At 65.8% G+C, this 20,365-nt stretch carries 19 protein-coding genes; 13 read left to right on the top strand and 6 right to left on the bottom strand.

Annotated elements, in window-relative coordinates; translation table 11 throughout:
• Positions 1-2: 2 nt before the first annotated feature.
• Positions 3-1,403: an amidase family protein gene (locus ABLE86_RS19885; RefSeq protein WP_348780721.1), complete on the top strand. Its 1,401-nt coding sequence runs from the start codon at positions 3-5 to the stop codon at positions 1,401-1,403.
• Between the two features lie 12 nt (positions 1,404-1,415).
• Here the strand turns inward: ABLE86_RS19885 and ABLE86_RS19880 are convergent, their stop codons facing one another.
• Positions 1,416-2,393 carry a pyridoxal-phosphate dependent enzyme gene (locus tag ABLE86_RS19880; RefSeq protein ID WP_348780720.1) on the bottom strand — a complete coding sequence of 326 codons (978 nt, stop codon included), beginning with the start codon at positions 2,391-2,393 and terminating at the stop codon, positions 1,416-1,418.
• 2 nt (positions 2,394-2,395) lie between these two features.
• Positions 2,396-3,160, bottom strand: coding sequence for a GntR family transcriptional regulator (locus ABLE86_RS19875; RefSeq protein WP_348780719.1), 765 nt, complete (start codon positions 3,158-3,160; stop codon positions 2,396-2,398).
• A 154-nt stretch (positions 3,161-3,314) separates the two neighbouring features.
• Between ABLE86_RS19875 and ABLE86_RS19870 the strand changes: the two genes are divergently transcribed.
• From ABLE86_RS19870 to kynU, 4 genes are all read left to right on the top strand, one after another.
• The gene (locus ABLE86_RS19870; RefSeq protein ID WP_348780718.1) at positions 3,315-4,301 is read left to right on the top strand and encodes an ABC transporter substrate-binding protein; all 987 of its coding nucleotides are present in this window, start codon (positions 3,315-3,317) and stop codon (positions 4,299-4,301) included.
• Positions 4,302-4,367: 66 nt separating this feature from the next.
• The gene (locus tag ABLE86_RS19865; RefSeq protein ID WP_348780717.1) at positions 4,368-5,147 is read left to right on the top strand and encodes an ABC transporter ATP-binding protein; all 780 of its coding nucleotides are present in this window, start codon (positions 4,368-4,370) and stop codon (positions 5,145-5,147) included.
• Between the two features lie 6 nt (positions 5,148-5,153).
• On the top strand, positions 5,154-6,083 hold the full coding sequence (locus ABLE86_RS19860) for an ABC transporter permease (RefSeq protein WP_348780771.1): 930 nt from the start codon (positions 5,154-5,156) through the stop codon (positions 6,081-6,083).
• A 19-nt stretch (positions 6,084-6,102) separates the two neighbouring features.
• Positions 6,103-7,350: a kynureninase gene (gene kynU, locus ABLE86_RS19855; protein WP_348780716.1), complete on the top strand. Its 1,248-nt coding sequence runs from the start codon at positions 6,103-6,105 to the stop codon at positions 7,348-7,350.
• Between the two features lie 80 nt (positions 7,351-7,430).
• On the opposite strand, the gene ABLE86_RS19850 is transcribed toward kynU, so the two are convergent.
• Entirely contained in the window at positions 7,431-7,598 is a 168-nt protein-coding gene (locus ABLE86_RS19850; protein WP_348780715.1) for a hypothetical protein, read from the bottom strand.
• Between the two features lie 262 nt (positions 7,599-7,860).
• Between ABLE86_RS19850 and ABLE86_RS19845 the strand changes: the two genes are divergently transcribed.
• The 3 genes from ABLE86_RS19845 to ABLE86_RS19835 all read left to right on the top strand — a co-directional run bounded on the left by ABLE86_RS19845 (position 7,861) and on the right by ABLE86_RS19835 (position 11,222).
• On the top strand, positions 7,861-10,353 hold the full coding sequence (locus ABLE86_RS19845; RefSeq protein WP_348780714.1) for a heavy metal translocating P-type ATPase: 2,493 nt from the start codon (positions 7,861-7,863) through the stop codon (positions 10,351-10,353).
• A gap of 13 nt (positions 10,354-10,366) precedes the next feature.
• Entirely contained in the window at positions 10,367-10,813 is a 447-nt protein-coding gene (gene cueR, locus ABLE86_RS19840) for a Cu(I)-responsive transcriptional regulator (RefSeq protein ID WP_348780713.1), read from the top strand.
• Between the two features lie 70 nt (positions 10,814-10,883).
• Complete coding sequence (locus ABLE86_RS19835) at positions 10,884-11,222, top strand: DUF305 domain-containing protein (RefSeq protein WP_348780770.1); 339 nt, start codon at positions 10,884-10,886, stop codon at positions 11,220-11,222.
• A 67-nt stretch (positions 11,223-11,289) separates the two neighbouring features.
• Here the strand turns inward: ABLE86_RS19835 and ABLE86_RS19830 are convergent, their stop codons facing one another.
• Both ABLE86_RS19830 and ABLE86_RS19825 read right to left on the bottom strand, forming a co-directional pair.
• On the bottom strand, positions 11,290-12,456 hold the full coding sequence (locus ABLE86_RS19830) for a diphosphate--fructose-6-phosphate 1-phosphotransferase (RefSeq protein WP_348780712.1): 1,167 nt from the start codon (positions 12,454-12,456) through the stop codon (positions 11,290-11,292).
• Positions 12,457-12,670: 214 nt separating this feature from the next.
• Positions 12,671-13,357 carry a L,D-transpeptidase gene (locus tag ABLE86_RS19825; RefSeq protein ID WP_348780769.1) on the bottom strand — a complete coding sequence of 229 codons (687 nt, stop codon included), beginning with the start codon at positions 13,355-13,357 and terminating at the stop codon, positions 12,671-12,673.
• A 544-nt stretch (positions 13,358-13,901) separates the two neighbouring features.
• Here ABLE86_RS19825 and ABLE86_RS19820 point away from each other — a divergent pair.
• The 4 genes from ABLE86_RS19820 (at position 13,902) to ABLE86_RS19805 (ending at position 18,313) form a co-directional block, all read left to right on the top strand.
• Positions 13,902-14,525 (top strand): LysE family translocator, encoded by a 624-nt coding sequence (locus tag ABLE86_RS19820; RefSeq protein ID WP_348780711.1) that lies wholly within the window; start codon positions 13,902-13,904, stop codon positions 14,523-14,525.
• A 181-nt stretch (positions 14,526-14,706) separates the two neighbouring features.
• Positions 14,707-16,161 carry a xylulokinase gene (xylB, locus tag ABLE86_RS19815; protein ID WP_348780710.1) on the top strand — a complete coding sequence of 485 codons (1,455 nt, stop codon included), beginning with the start codon at positions 14,707-14,709 and terminating at the stop codon, positions 16,159-16,161.
• Positions 16,158-17,468: a xylose isomerase gene (xylA, locus tag ABLE86_RS19810; protein ID WP_348780709.1), complete on the top strand. Its 1,311-nt coding sequence runs from the start codon at positions 16,158-16,160 to the stop codon at positions 17,466-17,468. The genes xylB and xylA overlap by 4 nt, the downstream gene beginning before the upstream one ends.
• Before the next feature lie 77 nt (positions 17,469-17,545).
• Positions 17,546-18,313: a TIGR01458 family HAD-type hydrolase gene (locus ABLE86_RS19805; protein WP_348780708.1), complete on the top strand. Its 768-nt coding sequence runs from the start codon at positions 17,546-17,548 to the stop codon at positions 18,311-18,313.
• On the opposite strand, the gene ABLE86_RS19800 is transcribed toward ABLE86_RS19805, so the two are convergent.
• Positions 18,314-19,294, bottom strand: a complete 981-nt coding sequence (locus ABLE86_RS19800; protein ID WP_348780707.1) for a GlxA family transcriptional regulator — start codon at positions 19,292-19,294, stop codon at positions 18,314-18,316. It lies immediately after the preceding gene.
• Between the two features lie 123 nt (positions 19,295-19,417).
• Between ABLE86_RS19800 and ABLE86_RS19795 the strand changes: the two genes are divergently transcribed.
• Entirely contained in the window at positions 19,418-20,335 is a 918-nt protein-coding gene (locus ABLE86_RS19795; RefSeq protein ID WP_348780706.1) for a 3-keto-5-aminohexanoate cleavage protein, read from the top strand.
• The last annotated feature ends 30 nt before the right edge of the window (positions 20,336-20,365 follow it).

Genomic DNA, 20,365 nt, shown 5'->3' with positions numbered 1-20,365 from the left:
CCATGACCGAGATTGCTGAACTGTCCGCCGTAGCCTTGGCCGCCGCGATCCGCGCGAAGGAGGTTTCGCCGATCGAGGCTGTGGAGGCGGCCTTCGCGCGCATCGAGGAACGCTCCGACCTCAATGCCTTCATGGCGCTGGCGCATGAGCGCGCCCGCAAAGAAGCCAAAGCGGCCGAGGCCGCCGTCATGCGCGGCGAGGAGCTTGGCGTGCTGCACGGCCTGCCGTTTTCGGTAAAAGACCTGACCACGACCGAGGGCATTGCCACCACGCAAGGCTCGGCGCTTTATGCAGATCAGGTCCCGGCGGCGGATGCGGTCGGCGTGGCCCGCGCGCGGGCGGCGGGCGCGGTTCTGATCGGCAAGACGACGACGCCGGAATTCGGGCACAAGCCCTTTACCGAAGGGCCGTTCTTCGGCCGCACGCTCAACCCATGGAACACCGATTTCACCTGCGGCGGCTCGAGCGGCGGCGCGGCCGTGGCGGTCGCGGCCGGCATGGGGCCGCTGGCGCTCGGCACCGACGGCGGGGGCTCGATACGCATCCCCGCCGCCTGCTGCGGCGTGGTGGGCCTGAAAGCGACGCTCGGCGTCATCCCCAATCTGCAGGCGCCCGATCTGTTCGGCGCGAATTCCTATGTCGGGCCGATGGCGCGCAACGTCGCCGACACGGCGATGATGTTCGACGTACTGGCCGGACCCGACCGCCGCGATCCGTTCGGCCAGGCGGCACCCGCGCCGGTCGAGCGCGATGCCGTCAAGCCGGTGCGCGTCGGCTTTCTGCTGAAATGCGGCAATATCCTCGATCCGGAGGTCGAGGCCGCGACCGTGGCGGCGATGCGCAAGGCCGAGGCGCTCGGCATGCAGGTGGAGCCGGTCGAGCTCGATTTCGTATCTATGGAAGAGCCATTCCTGGTCGTGCTGCGCTCGCTGCTCTGGGCGCGCGTTGGCAAGGCGATGGAAAAGACCCCCGAAAAGCTCGATCCGACCCTGATCGAGACCATCAAGGCCGGCATGAATTACTCGGCGGCCGATCTCTGCGAGGCGCAGTTTGCGCGCACTGCCTGCTTTGCCAAGGTGCAGGAGGTGCTCGAGCGCTGCGACGTGATTGCTTCGCCAACACTTTCGGCCCCGGCGCTGCCGGTCGGGCTTGATCCGCTGGGCCGCGTCGAGATCGCGGATCAGGACGCAGGCACGATCCGGGGTGCCTGGTATCCTTACACCTTCCCGTTCAACCTGACGGGCCATCCCGCGCTGTCCATTCCGAGCGGCTTGTCGTCCGCCGGCCTGCCGATCGGCCTGCAGCTTGTCGGGCGCTGGCACGAGGACCGCTTCCTGCTCGACTGCGCGGCGAAGCTGGAAGAGGCGGTCGGCTTTTCGTCGGCTCACCTCTTGCCGCGGTGAGCGCGTAGGGGGTCAGGCCGAAGGAATTTCCCCGCGCAGCACCTGCATATAATCTTCGGCGTCGATATTGCCGCCGGAGACGATGCAGACGACATTGCCGGTCGCGTGCGGGTTGGTCATCGCTGCTGCAAGTGCGGCAGCGCCTGCACCTTCGGCAACGATCCTCGCCCTGGCAAACAGCAGCCGCATGGCCTCCACCACCTGGGCGAGCGTGACCACGGCGGAGCCGTCTATCAGTTCGCGCACCAGGGGCCACATCTGTGGCAGTAGCGAAGGGCCGCCGATGCTCTTGATGAAGGCCGGCGTGGTTTCGACATCGACGATGCGGCCGGCGGCGAGGGCTGCCGTGACTGGCGCGGCGTGCTCGCCTTCGACCGCGAAGACTTTTGCCTCGGGCCGCAGCGCCTTCACCGCACTAGCGACACCGCTGGTCAGGGAGCCGCCGCCATAGGGCGTCAGCACGCAGTCGACTTCGGGCAGGTCTTCCACGATTTCCAGACCAATGGTGCCGTTGCCGGCCAGCACCGCCTGGTCTGTCACCGGGTTGATGAGAAGTTCGGTCAGCTCCGGGCGCTCGGCATCGGTGATGTATTGCCACCACGCCTCGTGCGAGATGAAGCGCACCTCGCCGCCGAGTTTCTGCACGCCATCTATCTTGGCCTTCGGCGCGTCGGCATACATGTAGGCCGCCATCGGGATGCCCACGCGGCGCGCGGCCCAGGCCATGCCATAGGCCATGTTGCCGGAGGAAACTGTGGCGACGCCGTCGCGCAAGGCCGTGGCATCGCGCGTCAGCACGGCATTGAGCGCGGGCCTGATCTTGAATGCGCCGATGGGCGACAGCGTTTCGAGCTTGAGGAAAATCTGGCGGTCGGGCAGGCCAAGGTCGAGAGGGATCAGAGGCGTGCGGGCAAGATGCGGCGCGAGACGGTCCCGCGCGGCATGAACCTCGTCCAGCGTCGGGCGACGGGGAGCAGTCTTCTCTATCATGATCAGCTGGTCGCTTCGGCCTTTGCGGGAGCTGCGGAGCTCGACCGCTCTTCCTCGGCGTGAATGTAGACATGCAGCGTGTAGCCGATGTGCTCGGTCATCAACGCCCTGGCGCGTTCCACATCGCGGTCGAGTGCGGCCTCCATCAGCGCGGTGTGGTGCTCCAGAGCCATGGCTTCGCGCAGGGCGGCCACGGCTTCCTCATAGCCGCTCTTGAGGCCGGCGGCGGCGCGAAGCGTCGGCGCCAGGCCGAGGAAGCGATGATGCCGCCGCAACTGGTCGGCAAGTGTCTTGCGGAAGTGGAGCAGCCAGCGTGAGTGGGCGGCGCTCAGCAGCGCGGCATGGAAGGCCTGGTGCTTCTCGTCCCATTCATTGACGGCGTCGTCGGATGGATCGTCCACGGCCAGCTTGCAGCGCGACAGTCGAAAATGCGCCGTCACGACAGCCTCTTCCCAGTCGCTGCCGCCGTTTTTGATCGACTCGATGAAGAGCGGAACCTCCACCACCTGCCGTGCCCGGGTGAGGTCTTCCAGCTCAGCGCGCGACACGGGCGCGACGGCAAAGCCGCGATTGCTCTCCGCCGTCACCAGGCCTTCCGCCTCCAGCCGCGACAGGGCTTCTCGAAGTGGTGTCCAGCCGATGCCATAGGCTGTGCGCAGAGCGCCCAGCTTCAAGTGCTGGCCGGGGCTCAGGCGCGTCTCCAGAATGTCCCGCCGCAGCGTCTGGTAGGCGGCTTCGGTCTTGGTGGTGTGTTCGCCGTTCTGCATCTCGGTAACAAGGGTTATATATCATGAGGGTGCTTCGCAAGAATTATATATAATGTTTGACAGGTGATTTGCGCCGGCTATGATCCTTCTCCAATCGCAGCCACCAGCTGCGGTCCGCGATCGTCGCGGCAGGTTTCGATATGGGAGGAATGACATGAACAAGGCAAAGACCGGCTGGCTGCGCGGCATCGTGGCGGCTGGCGTTTTCGCGGCGGGCATCGGCTCCGCGCTGGCTGATCCGATCAAGATCGGCATCGCCAATTTCGGCGAGCATCCGCAGCTCAACGCCTCGATCGACGGCTTCAAGAAGGCGCTGGCCGACGCCGGCTATGTCGAGGGCACGGACGTCGTCTACACCGAAAGCCACACCAATTTTGACGCTTCGCTGGTGCCGCAGATGATCGCCAAGCTGCAGGCGGAAAACCCGAAGCTGATCTACACCGTGACCACGCCGGTTTCGCAGATCGCCAAGAAGGCGCTGGCCGGCTCGGGCATCCCGGTCGTCTTCACCGCAGTAACCGATCCGGTCGCGGCTAATCTGGTTCCGTCGTGGGATGCCGGCGACGAAGGCATCACCGGCGCAACCGACCTGCAGGACATCGCCGCGGTGATGGAATTCACGCGCAAGCTGCTGCCCAATGCCAAGCGCTTCGGCCAGCCCTACAATCCGGGCGAGGCCAATGACGTGGCGCTGCTCGACAAGGTGAAGGAAGCCGCTCCGGCAGCCGGTTTTGAGGTCGTTCCGGTGGGCGTCGACAATGTCAACGACATCCAGCAGCGCATCGCCTCCCTCGCCGGCAAGGCCGACGTGATCTACACGCCTGCCTCCAACCTGCTGCAGCCGGCGATCGCCGCCGTTGCCGCCGCTGCCCGCCAGGCCGGCATCCCGATCGTCAACTCCGACGACGACGCCGTGCGCAAGGGCATCGTGCCGGCGAGCTTCGCCGTCAACTACACGCAGGTCGGCATGAATGGCGGCAAGATCGCGGCCGAGATCCTGAAGGGCGCCGACCCGAAGACCATCGCTCCGAGCCGCCCGGCCTATGAGGACCATGCGCCCCTGATCAACAAGGCGACCCTCAAGGAATTCGGCGCCGAGCTGCCGGCTGAGCTGGAAAACTGCAACTGCTTCGTCGACTGATTTGTCGTCATCCAACAGATGCGGCGGCGCGGTTCGCGCCGCCGCATCCGTAAAAGGGAGGTGCCCGTGCTGGAAATCCGGTCGGCGCAAAAAACATTCTACCGCGGACAGGCAGACGAAAAGGTCGCCCTCGACGGGCTGAACCTGAAGCTTGCCACCGGCGAGTTCGGAGTCGTCATCGGCTCCAACGGCGCCGGCAAGAGCAGCATGCTCAATGCCATTTCGGGCGCCCTGGGCCTCGATTCAGGACAGATACTGGTCAACGGCAACGACGTTTCCGGCATGCCCGTGCACAAGCGCGCGGTGCGGCTGGCGCGCGTGTTCCAGGACCCGATGAAGGGCACCGCCGCTTCCATGACGGTGGCCGAAAACATGCTGCTTGCCGAATTGCGCAGCTCGAAGCGCACGTTGCGGCGCGGCCTGACCGCTGCCCGGCTCACTTCCTATCGCGAGCGCCTTTCCATCCTGGGCCTTGGCCTTGAAAACCGCCTCGACACGCGCGTTGAACTGCTTTCGGGCGGCCAGCGCCAGTCGCTCTCATTGATCATGGCGGTGGGCGGCTCACCCGACCTGCTGCTGCTCGACGAACATACGGCAGCACTCGACCCGCGCACGGCCGACATTGTCATGGATGCTACCGTGCGCGCCGTGGAGGCGCTGAAGCTGACGACGCTGATGGTCACCCACAACATGCAGCACGCGGTCGATTTCGGCCATCGCGTGATCATGCTGGATGCCGGCCGCGTTCGGCTCGAAATTGGTGGCGACGAGAAGGCGAAGGTTACTGTCGCCGACCTGATCGGCCATTTCGCCGTGAAAACCGACCGCATGCTGCTGGCGAGCTGACCGATGCTGGATTTCGTTCAAACCACCGTTGCGAGCTTCATCTCGCTCATTCCCGTCACGCTCGCGCAGAGCCTGATCCTCAGCTTCGTGGTGCTGGGCATCATGATTCCCTTCCGCATGCTGAGCTTCCCCGACCTGACCAGCGAGGGCGCGTTTCCGCTCGGCGGCTGCGTATGCGGCGTCATGTTGGCCGCCGGGGCTTCGCCGCTGACGGCGATTGCCTGCGCGCTGCTGGCCGGCTTCGCCGCCGGCTGCTGCACGGCCTTCATTCATCTGCGCTTCCGCATCCACACGCTGCTGGCCGGCATTCTCATGATGACGATGCTCTACAGCATCAATCTGCGCATCATGGGCAAGTCCAACCTGTCGGTGTTCGGTGCGCCCACCGTGTTCGACTGGGTGCCCTTCGTGCAGCCCGGCTTCCCGGTCAGCAAGATCATTGCGGCCGGCCTGATCGCGCTCATCGTGTTCATCCTGCTCAACATGTTCTTCAAGACCGAGCAGGGCACGGCGGTTCGCGCCGTCGGCGCCAATCCTGATATGGCCGAGGCGCAGGGCATCAATGTCTGGGCCGCGACCATCGGCGGCGTCGGGCTGGCCGGCGCCTTCTCCGCGCTCAGCGGGGCGGTGATGGTGCAGTCGCAGGGCTTTGCCGACGTCAACATGGGTCTCGGCATCCTCATCAACGGCCTGGCCGCACTGATGATCGGCGAGGCCATCGTCGGCAAGCAGACGGTCTTGCGCCAGCTGACGGCGCCTTTCGTCGGCGCCATTGTCTACTACCAGCTCGTGTCGCTCTGCCTTGCGGCCGGCATGCCGCCCCCGGACCTGAAGCTCGCCACCGGCCTGTTCGTGCTCGCCATGCTGGCGTTGCCGAGCCTGCGCCGCGGCCGCAGCCGCGGCCCGGCCCCCGCCCGCGAAGCCTTCCGCGAATAATACGAGGATAGTCGAAGTCATGACTGCAATTCCCGACCTGGCGTCGATCGAAGCCCGCGATGCCGCCGATCCGCTGCGCCACATGCGCGACCGCTTCGTGCTGCCGGAAGGCGTGATCTATCTCGACGGAAACTCGCTTGGCGCAGCTTCCAAGAATGTCTTCGTCGAGTTGGACAAGGCGGCGCGGGAAGAATGGGCCGAGGGCCTGATCCGCAGCTGGAACAAGGCGGGCTGGTTCGACCTCACCGTCGAACTGGGCGACAAGGTCGGCCGGCTCATCGGCGCGGAAGCCGGCGAGACCGTGGTCTGCGACACCACCTCGACCAACATCTACAAGGCCCTGCACGCGGCGCTGTCGATGCGGCCCGGCCGTTCGGTGATCGTGGCCGAGGGCGACAGCTTTCCGACTGACCTCTACATGGCCGAGGGCGTGGCGGCCACGCGACCGGGCGTGACCATCCGCCTAGAAGGCGTCGATGCCGAGAACATCGAGGACCTGATCGACGACAGCGTGGCGGTGGTTCTGGTCAACCACGTCAACTACAAGTCCGGCGAGCTGCGCGACATGGCGGCGCTGACCGCCAGGGCACATGCCGCCGGCGCGCTGGTGGTGTGGGACCTTTGCCATACGGCGGGTGCGCTGCCGGTCGATCTCAACGGCGCCGATGCCGACATGGCCGTGGGCTGCACTTACAAATATCTCAATGGCGGCCCGGGCGCCCCGGCCTTCATCTTTGCGGCCAAGCGTCATCATGACCGGATCCAGCAGCCGCTGTCGGGCTGGTGGGGCCACGCCAGGCCGTTCGCCTTCACGCAGGGCTATGAGGCAAGCCCCGGCATCCGCCGCTTCCTGTGCGGCACGCAGCCGATCCTGTCGTTGCGCGCGCTGAAGGGTGCGCTCGACGTGTGGGACGATGTCGACATGACGCTGCTGCGCAAGAAGAGCATCGAGCTGACCGAGCTGTTCATCCAGCTCGTCGAGGCGCGGTGCGGCGAATACGGCGTCGAGCTGGAGTGTCCGCGCGAGGGCGCGCGGCGCGGCAGCCAGGTCTCGTTCTCGCATGAAAATTCATACGAGATCATGCAGGCGCTGATCGAGCGTGGCGTCATCGGCGACTTCCGCGCGCCGAATGTGATGCGCTTCGGCTTCACGCCGCTCTATGTCGGCTATCGCGACGTATGGGATGCGGTGGAGGTGCTGCGCGACATCCTCGCGACGGGCGCCTGGCAGGACAAGCGCTTCGCCGTGCGCACGGCCGTTACCTAGGCCAAGCCACGGCGTGGGCGTTGGCCTCAGGCCGACGCCCCGAAAGCATCTCATGCCACCGGGAATTTGCGGGAGAGGCCTTAGCTCGCCTTTTTCCCTTGCTCTTCGATGATCTTCTCGAAGTGCGCTATGTGCTGCTCAAGTGCCTTGTTGTCCATGAATGGGGTCATGGTGGTGATGTCCTTGCCTCTGACGAGGTCGTGGCTCTGCACGGACTTCAGGCGAGCAAGCAGCTCGACGCGTTTCATCGCGGCTCCTTTCCCAGCGCACAGTCCGCCAAAGCTGCGTGAGAAGATCGTGCGCTGCTTCAATGATTGAGCGGACCGGACGAAGGGCGGCGCTTGCCGCCTGCCGACCGCACTTCACGGGGTGATTTGGCACCCGATTCCTTGGAAGGGCTAAGTTGCCCTTCTTGTCAACTTCAGAAAAATTCGCCCACGCCCTTGACCTTCCAGTTACTGGAAGCCCTAGCTTCCGATCCTATATGAAGCCGGACATGGATTTGGAGCGATGAAACATCATCAACACGCAAGCTGCTGCCAGTCGCACGGAGGCGGCGATGCGCTCTCCGCGGAAGTCGTTCGCGACCCTGTCTGCGGGATGACCGTCGATCCGGCCGCCGGCAAGCCGACGGCCCAGTACATGGGGCACGTCTACCATTTCTGCTGCGCGTCCTGCCGCGACAAGTTCATCAAGGCGCCGGAGAACTATCTGCAGGCGACAGATCCGGTATGCGGCATGAAGGTGGACCGCGCGACCGCGAAGCATTTCGCGCGCCATGAGGGGCAGGTCTTCTATTTCTGCTCGGCCGGCTGCAAGACCAAGTTCGAGGCCGCACCCGAAAAATATCTCGGCGACCGTCCGGCGCCGGAGCCGATGCCGGCGGGCACGCAATACACCTGCCCCATGCATCCGGAGATCATCCGCGACAAGCCGGGTTCCTGTCCGAAATGCGGCATGGCGCTGGAGCCGATGGGCGTGCCCACCGGCGAAGAGGGGCCGAACCCCGAGCTCATCGATTTCACCCGCCGCTTCTGGGTCAGCGCGGCGCTGTCGATCCCGCTTCTGGTCCTTGCCATGGGCCCGATGGTCGGCCTGCCGGTGCGCGACTGGTTCGGCGAGCGGCTTGCCGTCTGGATCGAGCTGGTGCTGGCCACGCCGGTGGTGCTGTGGGCAGCCTGGCCGTTCTTCCATCGTGGCTGGGAATCCATCGTCAACCGCAGCCCCAACATGTGGACGCTGATCGCAATCGGCGTCGGCGCGGCCTATCTCTACAGCGTCGTCGCCACGCTGTTCCCCGCCGCCTTCCCGCATTCGTTCCGCGGCCATGGCGGTGCGGTGCCGGTCTATTTCGAGGCGGCGGCCGTCATCGTGGCGCTGGTGTTTCTGGGCCAGGTGCTGGAGCTGAAGGCGCGCGAGCGCACCGGCTCGGCAATCCGCGCGCTGCTCGACCTTGCGCCGAAGACGGCGCGGCGGATCGGCACCGATGGCTCGGAGGTCGACGTGCCGCTGGACGAGGTCCAGGTGGGCGACCGGCTGCGCATCCGGCCGGGCGAAAGCGTGCCGGTCGATGGCGTCGTGGTCGAGGGCCGCTCGTCAGTGGACGAATCCATGATCACGGGCGAGTCCCTGCCGGTGGAGAAGACGCAGGGCGACCCGGTCACCGGCGGCACCATCAACAAGAACGGCTCGCTGGTCATGCACGCCGAGAAGGTCGGCGCCGACACCATGCTGTCGCAGATCGTGGCGCTGGTCGCCAAGGCGCAGCGCAGCCGCGCGCCGATCCAGGGGCTTGCCGATCGCGTCGCCTATTATTTCGTGCCGGCGGTGGTACTGTCCGCCATCGTCTCCTTCCTCGCGTGGGCGATCTTCGGCCCGGAGCCGGCGATGATCTTCGCCATCGTCTCGGCGGTGTCGGTGCTCATCATCGCCTGCCCCTGTGCGCTGGGACTTGCCACGCCGATGTCGATCATGACCGCGACCGGACGTGGCGCGCAGGCTGGCGTGCTGATCAAGGACGCCGAGGCGTTGGAGCGTTTCGCCCACGTCGACACGCTGATCGTCGACAAGACCGGAACGCTGACCGAGGGCCGGCCCGTGCTGACCGATGTCGTCACCGCCAACGGCTTTGACGAAGCCGAGCTTCTGACGCTCGCGGCGAGCCTTGAAAGGGCTTCGGAGCACCCGCTGGCAGACGCGATCGTCGAGGGGGCAAAGGTGCGCGGTGCGGCGCTGGTCGATGTCGCGGACTTCCATGCCGTGACCGGCAAGGGCGTTGCCGGTGCCGTGGCGGGCAGGAAGGTAGCACTTGGCAACCGCGCCATGATGGACGAGGCGGGCGTTGACGGCGATGGGCTCGCCGCCAAGGCCGATGCGCTGCGCGCCGACGGCCGGACCGCGATGTTCGTCGGCGTCGACGGCAAGCTCGCGGGCATCGTCGCCGTCGCTGATCCCATCAAGTCGACCACCGCCGAAGCGATCCGCGCGCTGCACGAGAAGGGCCTGAAGATCATCATGGCGACCGGCGACAATGAGCGCACGGCAAAGGCCGTGGCGGCGCGGCTCGGCATCGACGAGGTGCGCGCCGACGTGCTGCCCGAGGGCAAGAAGGCTCTGATCGACGAGTTGCGCGCCAAGGGCTCGGTCGTCGCCATGGCCGGCGACGGCGTCAACGACGCGCTGGCGCTCACCGCCGCCGATGTCGGCATCGCCATGGGAACCGGCGCGGACGTGGCCATGGAAAGCGCCGGCATCACGCTGGTGAAGGGCGACCTCACCGGCATCGTGCGGGCCCGCACGCTGGCGCAGGCGACCATCCGCAACATCAAGCAGAACCTGTTCTTCGCCTTTGTCTACAACACGCTCGGCGTGCCGATCGCGGCAGGCGTTCTCTACCCCGTCTTCGGCGTGCTGCTGTCGCCCATGCTGGCGGCGGCTGCCATGAGCCTGTCGTCGGTGTCGGTGATCGCCAATGCGCTGCGCCTGCGCACGCTGAAGCTCTGAAGGAGACGCAACCATGAATATCGGTGACGCATCGGAACGCTCCGGCCTGCCGGCCAAGACGATCCGTTACTACGAGGACATCGGGTTGCTGAAGCCCGGCCGCGCGGAAAACGGCTACCGCGACTATTCGATGAGCGATGTCCATCGGCTGAAATTCCTGCAGCGGTCACGCAGCCTGGGCTTTTCGGTCGAAGAGTGCCGGCAACTCCTGTCGCTCTATGGCGACACCCATCGCGAAAGCGCCGACGTGAAGGCGCTTGCCGAGGTCAAGCTCGGCGAGATCGATCGCAAGATCGCCGAACTGGAAAGCCTGCGCGAGACGCTGCGCCATCTCGTGCACAACTGCCACGGCGATGCGCGGCCGGAATGCCCGATCCTCGACGAACTCGCCGGCAGTCCGGAGGCCGCCTGCGGCGGCGCCGCCCGCGCAAATGACGAGGTTTCTCCCTCCAAGCATTGAAAAGGAAGATTTCATGAGTGTTCATCGCAAGCTCGCGGCCTTTTCGGCTGCGCTGTTCCTCGGTCTAGGCATGGCCGGCATTGCGCTGGCGCAGGAGACCCACGGCGGCCACGACATGAGCGCCATGGCCATGTCGGAAGGCGCTTCCTCGCCCGCGGCCAAGGGCTATACGGAGGCCATGGACAAGATGCACGAGACAATGGGCAAGATCGAATATACCGGCGATCCGGATGTCGACTTCGCACTCGGCATGATCCCGCATCACCAAGCCGCCATCGACATGGCCAGGGTTCAGCTCGAATACGGAAAGGACCCCGAAATCCGCAAGCTTTCTGAGGACATCATCAAGGCTCAGGAGGCCGAGATCAAGCAGCTCAACGAGTGGCTTGCCGCCCACAAGGCCAAGTAGCACGAAACTTCCCGCACGGGCGGCGGCGGCCGCCGCTCGTGTCCCGCCGCTTTCGGACGGTTCCGGATCAGACGAATGACTTGCCGATCTGGAATTTGGGCGGCACCAGGCGGTGCAGATATGCCATCCCGGCCTCGGAAATGTCGTTGGCGTCGGGCTTCAGGAAATCTTCCGGCATGTGGCGGGTCTTGCCGGCCACGGCGGTGAGCGGCACCCGGCTGATCACCGTCTTTTGGCCATCGAACTGAAGCGCCACGGAACCGCCGCCCTGTGCGGCCGTCTCCACAGCAAAAGCGCCTGCCTGAAAGGCCTCGGCGGCGTCGGTGGCGTTGATCGCGCCGATATAGCCGCGCGGCATGTAGCCGAGATTGTCCACGCGTGCCCGCTTGCCAGGCAGAGCCTCCTGCAGCCCACGCTCGATGGCCATGCTGAGATCGCTGCCGGAGAGCTTCACATTGCCGTGGTCATCGCGCTCCAGCCGCTCGGGCGGCACCAGGCTTTCCACCAGTGCCCTGCCATCCTCGGTCGTCACGCCCTCCGAGACGGCGACGACGCAGCGCTTGTGGCGAGCAAGGGTCGCGCGCACGTCGTCGATGAAGCGCGGCATGGAAAAGGCGCGTTCCGGCACATAGACCAGATGCGGGCCGCTGTGCTCGTCATAGCGCCATGCGGCGGCGGCAGCGGTCAGGAACCCGGCGTGCCGGCCCATGACGATGCCGACATACACGCCGGGCAGGGCGCGGAAATCCAGGTCCACGCTCAGGAACGCGCCGGCGACGAATTCGGCCGCGGAGATGAAGCCCGGCGTGTGGTCGTTCTCGACCAGGTCGTTGTCGATGGTCTTGGGCGCATGCACGAAGGCGATCGATCCGCCCGAGGCGTCGGCGAGAATTTGTTGCGTGCCGGCGGTGTCGTTGCCGCCAATGTAGATGAAGGCGTCCGCCTTCTCCTTCTGCAGCCCCTTCAGGATAAGCTCGCAATAGGCTTCGTCCGGCTTGTCGCGCGTGCTGCCGAGTGCTGCGCTCGGCGTCGCGGCAATCTGAAGAAGCTGCGCTTCCGGCAGGGCGGAAAGCTCGACAAAGTCGCCGTCGCGGATGCCGCGCACGCCATGGCGCGCGCCGAGCACGCGTGCGCCTCGATGGCGCTTGCGGATCTCCAGAACCGCCCCGGCCATGGTCTGGTTGATCACGGCCGTTGGCCCGCCACCCTGCGCGATCACGAATGTCTCGGCCATGTCGGAAGTTCCTCTGCCTGTTGCCTCGGGCATTGTCGCGTGGCGGCGGGCCTTGCGCAATATGGCGGCAGGTAAACTCTGCAATCGTGCCAACGCTTACATCGAATGCAGTCCAGCCTGGCCGAGTTGGAGCGCGCGCCTTTGCAGACTGGGCAAGACGACCGCTCCGGCCGGCTCTCGACCGATGCTTTCCCGCGGGAGGAGAGTCTGACAGCTAAACGACGACGATGGGCGTTCCGGGCGGAACGCGGTTGTAGAGGTCGATCACGTCCTGGTTGATCATGCGCACGCAGCCGGACGACACGGCCGTGCCGATGGACCACCATTCCGGCGAGCCGTGGACGCGAAACAGCGTGTCGTTCCCGTCCTTGAAGATGTAGAGCGCGCGGGCGCCGAGCGGGTTGGTGAGGCCGCCGGGCTGGCCGCCGCGGAACTTCTCCAGCTCCGGCCTTCTGCCGATCATCTCCGCCGGCGGCGTCCAGGTCGGCCATTCCTTCTTGTACTGGATGTTGGCGCGGCCGGACCAGACGAAGCCTTGCTTGCCGATGCCTACGCCGTAGCGGATGGCATCACCGCCGGGCTGGACCAGATAGAGGAACCGCTCCTGCAGATGCACGACGATGGTGCCCGGCTGCTCGCCCGTCGGGTCGACCACGATCTGGCGGCGGAATTTTGGGTTGATCTTCTCGAAGGGGATTTCCGGCAGCGTGTTGCCGCCGTCGGTGAAGGAGGCGTACATCAGCTCCGGGCTGGTCACCTGTTTGTCGACGCTGATGCGCGGCCGGACAGAGCCGGTGGAAAAATCATCCACCTGGATGGCTGCGAGATCGGCAGTCCGGGAGCAACCGGTACCGAGCAGGGCTGAGCCGAGGCCGATCAGCGCCGCGCGGCGTGAGATCATGGCGGGCTGTTGGTGCTGGAAGTGGACGGACTTCGGCAAGGCGGGTTTTGGCGACACGGGCACGATTCCACGATTGGACGAAACGCTCTGGCAATCGCGAAACCCTGCGATCAAAGCCATTCGCATTTTCAGCAATCATGGTTGACAAAAAGTGAAGCGCCGCGGGCTCCTTGCGTGGCATGGCTTTGCCCGACCCGGTCGCCTGGCAACGGCCCCGAAACGCCGATCCACCCGCTGTGGCGACGCAGCAAGACCTCGCTTGCGTCACAATCTCGGCCAGCCCGCTTCCTACCCGTGGCGCCTGAACGAGAGGGAATCATGAGCAGGTCATTTACTACTGAACCGACGCGTTTCTTTGCCGGGTGCATGGCTCAAGCAGCCGAATGTCGCGCGCACGAGGGCGCCGGCTGCGATTGCGCAGCCAGCCTGGAGCTCATCACATGAGCGGCAAAGCAAAAAACGCCATGTCGGCGCATGATACTTTGCCCTTTACTTCGCCGCGCTGGCAGGGATTCATCCTTTCCTTCGAGCAAAGGAGATACCCATGCCGTTTGAAACCTGGGCAGCCTTCGCGGCGGCATCGGCCGTCCTCCTGATCATTCCCGGACCCACCATTCTGCTGGTGGTGTCCTACGCGCTGGGGCAGGGCTGGCGCACGGCTCTGCCCATGGCGGTGGGCGTCGCACTCGGCGATTTCACGGCCATGACGCTGTCGATGCTGGGCATCGGCGCGCTGCTGGCCGCCTCGGCCACGGTCTTCACCATCCTCAAATGGATAGGTGCTGCCTATCTCGTCTATCTCGGCATAAAGCTGTTTCGCGCCGGCGGCGCGCTGAATGCCGAACCGCGCACGGACGCCACCTCGGCCGCGAAGATGATGGTGCATGCCTGGCTGGTCACCGCGCTCAACCCCAAGAGCATCACCTTCTTCGTGGCCTTCCTGCCGCAGTTCCTCGACCGCCATGCCGATTTCCTGACCCAGATGGTGATCTTCGAGGCCACCTTCCTGGCGCTCGCCTTCGCCAATGCCTTCGGTTACGCGCTGGTGGCGGCGCGGGCGCGGGACCTGGTGCGCAATCCGCGCGCAATCGGCATCTTCAACAAGACCGGCGGCACGCTGCTGGTGGGTGCGGGCATCGCCACCGTCGCGGTCAGGTCCGGCGGTTGACTGCGGGGTTGGGTGCCTGCCGAAGAGGTTTTTTACGAGACTCGAAAAAATACCTTTCCCGCGCCGCCATATTTGTTATGAAACTGGGGAGGAGGAAAGACCGGCGCCGTTTCGCTGCGGGCGCCGGTAATGCGGTTGCTTGAGGCGCGGGGTGCTGCGCTAGGCCAGCGGGAGGGGCAGCATGTATCTCGGACTGGATCTCGGCACCTCCGGCGTCAAGGCGCTGCTGATCGACCAGGCGCAGGCGATCATCGCCTCGGCCACCGGCGCGCTCGAAGTTTCGCGCCCGCATCACGGCTGGTCGGAGCAGGCGCCGGCCGACTGGATCCGCGCTACGGAGGAGGCCATCGGCGCTCTGAAAGCCACGCATCCGCGGGAACTGGCCGCCGTCAGGGGCATCGGTCTCTCCGGCCAGATGCATGGCGCGACGCTGCTGGACACGGGCGACAAGGTTCTTCGGCCGTGCATCCTGTGGAACGATACGCGCAGCCATGACGAGGCAGCCGAGCTCGATGCCGATCCGCGTTTCCGCGAAATCACCGGCAACATCGTCTTTCCGGGGTTTACCGCGCCCAAGCTTGCCTGGGTGAGGAACAACGAACCGGAGACATTTGCCCGGGTCGCCAAGGTTCTGCTTCCGAAGGATTTCCTGCGCCTGTGGCTGACCGGCGAGCAGGTTTCGGAAATGTCGGATGCGGCCGGCACATCGTGGCTCGACGTTGCTGCGCGGCGCTGGTCGCCTGAACTGCTGGCTGCGACCGGGCTCGACGAAGGGCAGATGCCGCGTCTGGTCGAAGGCACCCAGGTCTCGGGCATGCTGCGCCCGGAACTTGCGGCCGACTGGGGCATGGGGGCGAGCGTGGTTGTCGCCGGCGGCGCGGGCGACAACGCGGCCTCGGCCTGCGGCATGGGCACGGTCCGGGCCGGTCACGCCTTCGTCTCGCTCGGCACGTCGGGCGTGCTGTTTGCCGCAAACGGCTCCTATCTCCCCAACCCCGAAAGCGCCGTCCACACTTTCTGCCACGCGCTGCCGGGCACCTGGCACCAGATGGGCGTGATCCTGTCGGCGACGGATTCGCTGAACTGGCTGGCGGATATAACCGGGCGGAGTGCCGCCGAGCTGACCGGCGAACTGGGCGAGCGGCTGAGGGCGCCGTCGGAAGTTTCGTTCCTGCCTTATCTCTCGGGCGAACGCACGCCTCATAACGATGCCGGCATTCGCGGGGTCTTTGCCCGGCTCGACCGTCAGTCGGGCCGCGCGGCCCTCACGCAGGCCGTGCTCGAAGGCGTGGCCTTTGCCTTCCGCGACAGCCTCGAGGCGCTGCAGGCGGCCGGCACCAAGCTCACGCGGGTCACCGCGATCGGCGGCGGCTCGCGCTCCCGCTACTGGCTGAAGGCGATCGCCACGGCGCTCGGCCTGCCGGTCGATCTGCCCGCCGATGGCGATTTCGGCGCTGCTTTCGGTGCGGCTCGGCTCGGCCTTATCGCGGCCGAGACAGCCGACCCGCTCTCTGTCTGCACCACGCCTGAGACCGCGGAAACCATCGAACCAGATGCGGCGCTGGGCGAGGCCTACGCCGCCGCCTATCGGCGCTATCGCGCACTCTATCCGGCAATCAGAGGAGTTTCATCGTGAGCACCGGCTTTTTCGGCGACATCAAGCCTGTCAGATATGAAGGTCCCGACAGCACAAATCCGCTGGCCTACCGCTTCTACAACCCCGACGAGATCGTGCTCGGCAAGCGCATGGAGGACCACCTGCGCTTTGCCGTCGCCTACTGGCATTCCTTTACCTGGCCTGGCGGCGATCCGTTCGGCGGCCAGACCTTCGAGCGGCCGTGGTTCGGCGACACGATGGACTTGGCGAAGCATAAGGCCGACGTGGCCTTCGAGATGTTCTCGCTGCTCGGCGTTCCCTATTTCTGCTTCCACGATGCCGATGTGCGCCCCGAGGCGGACAACTTCGCCGAAAGCGCTGCGCGTCTCGACGAGATCGGCGACTATTTTGCCGGCAAGATGAGCGAGACCGATGTCAAGCTGCTGTGGGGCACGGCGAACCTGTTCTCCAACCGCCGCTACATGGCCGGCGCGGCGACCAACCCCGATCCGGACGTGTTTGCCTATGCGGCCGCGACGGTGAAGAGGTGCATCGACGTCACCAAGCGGCTGAACGGCGAGAACTATGTGCTGTGGGGCGGGCGCGAGGGCTATGAGACGCTGCTCAACACCGACATGGGCCGCGAGCTCGACCAGATGGGCCGCTTCCTGTCGCTGGTGGTCGACTACAAGCACAGGATCGGTTTCAAGGGCACGATCCTGATCGAGCCGAAGCCGCAGGAGCCGACCAAGCACCAGTACGACTTCGACGTCGGCACCGTCTACGGCTTCCTCAGGCGCTATGGCCTCGAGAACGAGGTGAAGGTCAATATCGAGCAGGGTCACGCCATCCTTGCCGGCCATTCCTTCGAGCACGAGCTGGCGCTTGCCAATGCACTCGGCATTTTCGGCTCCATCGACATGAACCGCAACGACTACCAGTCGGGCTGGGACACCGACCAGTTCCCGAACAATGTGCCGGAGATGGCGCTGGCCTATTACCAGATCCTCCTGGGCGGCGGCTTCAAGACCGGCGGCACCAATTTCGATGCCAAGCTGCGCCGCCAGTCGCTCGATCCGGAAGACCTGCTCATCGCCCATATCGGCGGCATGGATTGCTGCGCGCGCGGGCTGAAGGCAGCGGCCAGGATGATCGAGGACAAGGCGCTATCGGACCCGCTGGAGGCGCGCTATGGCGGCTGGAAGTCGCCCGAGGCAAGCGCGATGCTGTCCGGCAAGCTGACGCTGGAGGACATCGCCGAGCGCGTGGTGAAGAGCGAGATCGAGCCGCGGCCGAAGTCCGGCCGTCAGGAACTGCTGGAGAACGTCGTCAATCGCTACGTCTGATGCCGGGCGGCGGTGGCCGCCCGCATTCGACTTGCGTCCGGTTTGACGCAAAGCGGTCCATTCGCCATGCTTCGGCAATGCTACGCGGCGTGCTGCTGGATCTTGCCGGAGTGCTCTATGACGGCGACAGCCCGATAGAAGGGGCTGCCGACGCGGTTCGCCGGCTACGCGAGGCCGGGCTGCCGCTGCGCTTCGTCAGCAACACGACGCGCTCGACCAAGCAGATGGTGCTGGAGCGGCTGGACAGGCTCGGCATCGAGGTCGATGCGGCCGAGCTTTTCACGCCCGCGCAAGCCGCGCGCGGCTGGCTCGCAGCGCATGGTTGCTCGGCGCATCTGCTGATCCACCCAGATCTGGAGCCGGATTTTCGCGACATGCCGGCTGGCGAGCGGCTCGCGGTCGTCGTCGGCGATGCGGCAAACGCCTTCGACTATGCGAGCCTCAATGCGGCCTTCCGCGCTTTGAACGATGGCGCGGAGTTTCTGGCGCTGGCCGACAATCGCGTCTTCAAGGACGACGACGGCAAGCTCAGCCTCGATGCCGGCCCCTTCGTCCGCGCGCTCGAATTCGCCTGCGGGCGGCCTGCTACCGTGCTCGGCAAACCGTCGACGGGCTTTTTTCTCTCCGCACTGGCCAGCATGGAATGCCTGCCAGAGGATGCTGTGATGGTGGGTGACGATGCCGAAGGCGATGTCGCCGGCGCCCTGCGTGCCGGACTTGCCACGGCGCTGCTTGTGCGAACGGGCAAATACCGCGTCGGCGACGAAAGGCAGGTCGAGCCTGCGCCGACGGCGGTCGTGGCCGACATAACGGCGGCGGCCGAGTGGATACTGGCGCGGATCTAATCAACGCCGCCGAAGTTGCGTCGGCGACATGCCGAACGCCTTGGCAAATGCGCGCGAAAAGCCGGCGGCGCTGGAGAAGCCGGTGCGCGCGGCGATGTCGGCCATGGGCACGGCCGTGTCCACCACCAGCCGCCGCGCCGCGCTGAGCCGCAGGCGCAGGTAATAGGCGCCAGGCGGCTCGCCGATCGACTTGCCAAAAATCTTTTCCAGCGCGCGTGTGGTCACGCCGGCGCGGCGGGCGATGGCCGAGATCGTCAGCGGCTGGTCGACATGCGCTTCCATCAGACGGATCGCCTGCGCCAGCCGCGGGTCGTAGCCGTCGAGCCGGCCGAGCGAAACCAGCGGCTGCGCATCGGTGGCGGCGCGCGCCTGGTCGTAGATGAAGACGCTGGCGACATCGAGCGCCACCGCCATGCCCAGCCGCGAGCGGATGAGATGCAGCATCAGGTCGAAGGTGGGCGAAGCGCCGCCCGAAGTGAAGACCGGCCCGTCGATGATGTAGCGGTCGGGCCGCACGTCGACGCCCGGGAAGGCGGCGGTAAAGTCCTCCATGTCCTCCCAGTGCGTGGTGGCGCTGCGGCCTTCCAGCAGTCCGGCGCGGCCGACGAGCCAGGTGCCGGCCTCGATGCCGCCCACCGCGCGCGCCGAGCGCGCCACGCGTCGCAGCCCGGCGAGCAGGGCAGGGGTGCCCTGGTTCTTGGTGCCGAAGCCGCCGATGATGGCCAGCACGTCCGTTTTCTCTGCCGGATCGAACTTTCCGCTGATCGCGACCGGCAGGCCCGATGTGGTGACCGGCGGCTCACCGTCCACTGAAACCAGCTTCCAGTCGAACAGGGTTTCGCCCGAAACGCGATTGGCCGCGCGCAGCGGATCGACGGCGGACGCCACGCACATGATCGAGCAGCCGGAGAAAACCAGCATCGTCACCTTGAGCGGCGAACGGTCGGGAAGAAAGATTGAGGGCTTTTCGCTTTTCATCAACGCGAGTTCGTAAAGTGCAAAGCAGCGCCGCGCAAGGGAGGCAATGATCGCGATGGAGGAACGGCGCGATATCCGGAGCTTGTGCAACCGGGTGGCAGACGCGCCGATCGACTGGAGGAATTAATGCCGCTTTCCATGAACCGCGAGGTCTTCATCACCTGTGCCGTGACCGGCTCGGGCGGAACGCAGGACCGCAGCCCGCATGTGCCGCGCTCGCCCAAGCAGATTGCCGAATCGGCCATCGAGGCGGCCAAGGCCGGCGCGGCCATCGTCCACTGCCATGTCCGCGATCCCGAGACCGGCAAGCCGCGCCGCGACGTGCATCTCTATCGCGAGGTGACCGAGCGCATCCGCGACGCCAATGTGGACGTGGTGCTGAACCTCACCGCCGGCATGGGCGGCGACATGGTGTTTGGTCCGGTCGAGTCCCCGCTGCCGCTGAAGGAGCAGGGCACCGACATGGGCGGCGCGTCCAACCGCATGGAGCATGTGCGCCAGTGCCTGCCCGAGATCTGCACGCTCGACTGCGGCACGATGAACTTCAACGAAGCCGACTATGTCATGACCAACACGCCCGGCATGCTGCGCGCCATGGGCGGCATGATGACCGAGCTGGGCGTGAAGCCGGAGATCGAGGCTTTCGACACCGGCCACCTGTGGTTCGCCAAGCAACTGGTTTCGGAAGGCGTGTTGAAACCCGACGCGCTGGTGCAGCTCTGCATGGGCGTGCCGTGGGGCGCCCCGGACGACCTCAACACCTTCATGGCCATGGTCAACAACGTGCCGTCGGACTGGAACTGGTCTGCCTTCTCGCTCGGCCGCAACCAGATGGCCTATGCAGCGGCCGCAGTGATCGCCGGCGGCAATGTCCGCGTCGGCCTCGAGGACAATCTGTGGCTCGACAAGGGCGTGCTGGCCACCAACGCGCAGCTGGTCGATCGCGCGGTCGGCATCATCGAGCGCATGGGCGCCCGGGTGATCGGTCCGGAGGAAGTGCGCCAGAAGCTGAACCTCACCAAGCGCGCGCCCGTGGCGGCGTAGGCCGGCAAGGGCTTCCAGGCGGAGAAGGGA

The organism is Mesorhizobium sp. KR2-14 (assembly GCF_040049255.1).
In the GTDB taxonomy this organism is placed as follows: domain Bacteria; phylum Pseudomonadota; class Alphaproteobacteria; order Rhizobiales; family Rhizobiaceae; genus Pseudaminobacter.
This window is presented reverse-complemented; position numbering and strand designations above follow the sequence as displayed.

Excerpts from the sequence above, each read along its gene's own strand:
- ABLE86_RS19885 (WP_348780721.1), top strand. The coding sequence starts at position 3 with ATGACCGAGATTGCTGAACTGTCCGCCGTAGCCTTGGCCGCCGCGATC.
- ABLE86_RS19880 (WP_348780720.1), bottom strand. The coding sequence starts at position 2,393 with ATGATAGAGAAGACTGCTCCCCGTCGCCCGACGCTGGACGAGGTTCAT.
- ABLE86_RS19875 (WP_348780719.1), bottom strand. The coding sequence starts at position 3,160 with ATGCAGAACGGCGAACACACCACCAAGACCGAAGCCGCCTACCAGACG.
- ABLE86_RS19870 (WP_348780718.1), top strand. The coding sequence starts at position 3,315 with ATGAACAAGGCAAAGACCGGCTGGCTGCGCGGCATCGTGGCGGCTGGC.
- kynU (WP_348780716.1), top strand. The coding sequence starts at position 6,103 with ATGACTGCAATTCCCGACCTGGCGTCGATCGAAGCCCGCGATGCCGCC.
- ABLE86_RS19850 (WP_348780715.1), bottom strand. The coding sequence starts at position 7,598 with ATGAAACGCGTCGAGCTGCTTGCTCGCCTGAAGTCCGTGCAGAGCCAC.
- ABLE86_RS19845 (WP_348780714.1), top strand. The coding sequence starts at position 7,861 with ATGAAACATCATCAACACGCAAGCTGCTGCCAGTCGCACGGAGGCGGC.
- cueR (WP_348780713.1), top strand. The coding sequence starts at position 10,367 with ATGAATATCGGTGACGCATCGGAACGCTCCGGCCTGCCGGCCAAGACG.
- ABLE86_RS19835 (WP_348780770.1), top strand. The coding sequence starts at position 10,884 with ATGGCCGGCATTGCGCTGGCGCAGGAGACCCACGGCGGCCACGACATG.
- ABLE86_RS19830 (WP_348780712.1), bottom strand. The coding sequence starts at position 12,456 with ATGGCCGAGACATTCGTGATCGCGCAGGGTGGCGGGCCAACGGCCGTG.
- ABLE86_RS19825 (WP_348780769.1), bottom strand. The coding sequence starts at position 13,357 with ATGATCTCACGCCGCGCGGCGCTGATCGGCCTCGGCTCAGCCCTGCTC.
- ABLE86_RS19820 (WP_348780711.1), top strand. The coding sequence starts at position 13,902 with ATGCCGTTTGAAACCTGGGCAGCCTTCGCGGCGGCATCGGCCGTCCTC.
- xylB (WP_348780710.1), top strand. The coding sequence starts at position 14,707 with ATGTATCTCGGACTGGATCTCGGCACCTCCGGCGTCAAGGCGCTGCTG.
- ABLE86_RS19805 (WP_348780708.1), top strand. The coding sequence starts at position 17,546 with ATGCTACGCGGCGTGCTGCTGGATCTTGCCGGAGTGCTCTATGACGGC.
- ABLE86_RS19795 (WP_348780706.1), top strand. The coding sequence starts at position 19,418 with ATGCCGCTTTCCATGAACCGCGAGGTCTTCATCACCTGTGCCGTGACC.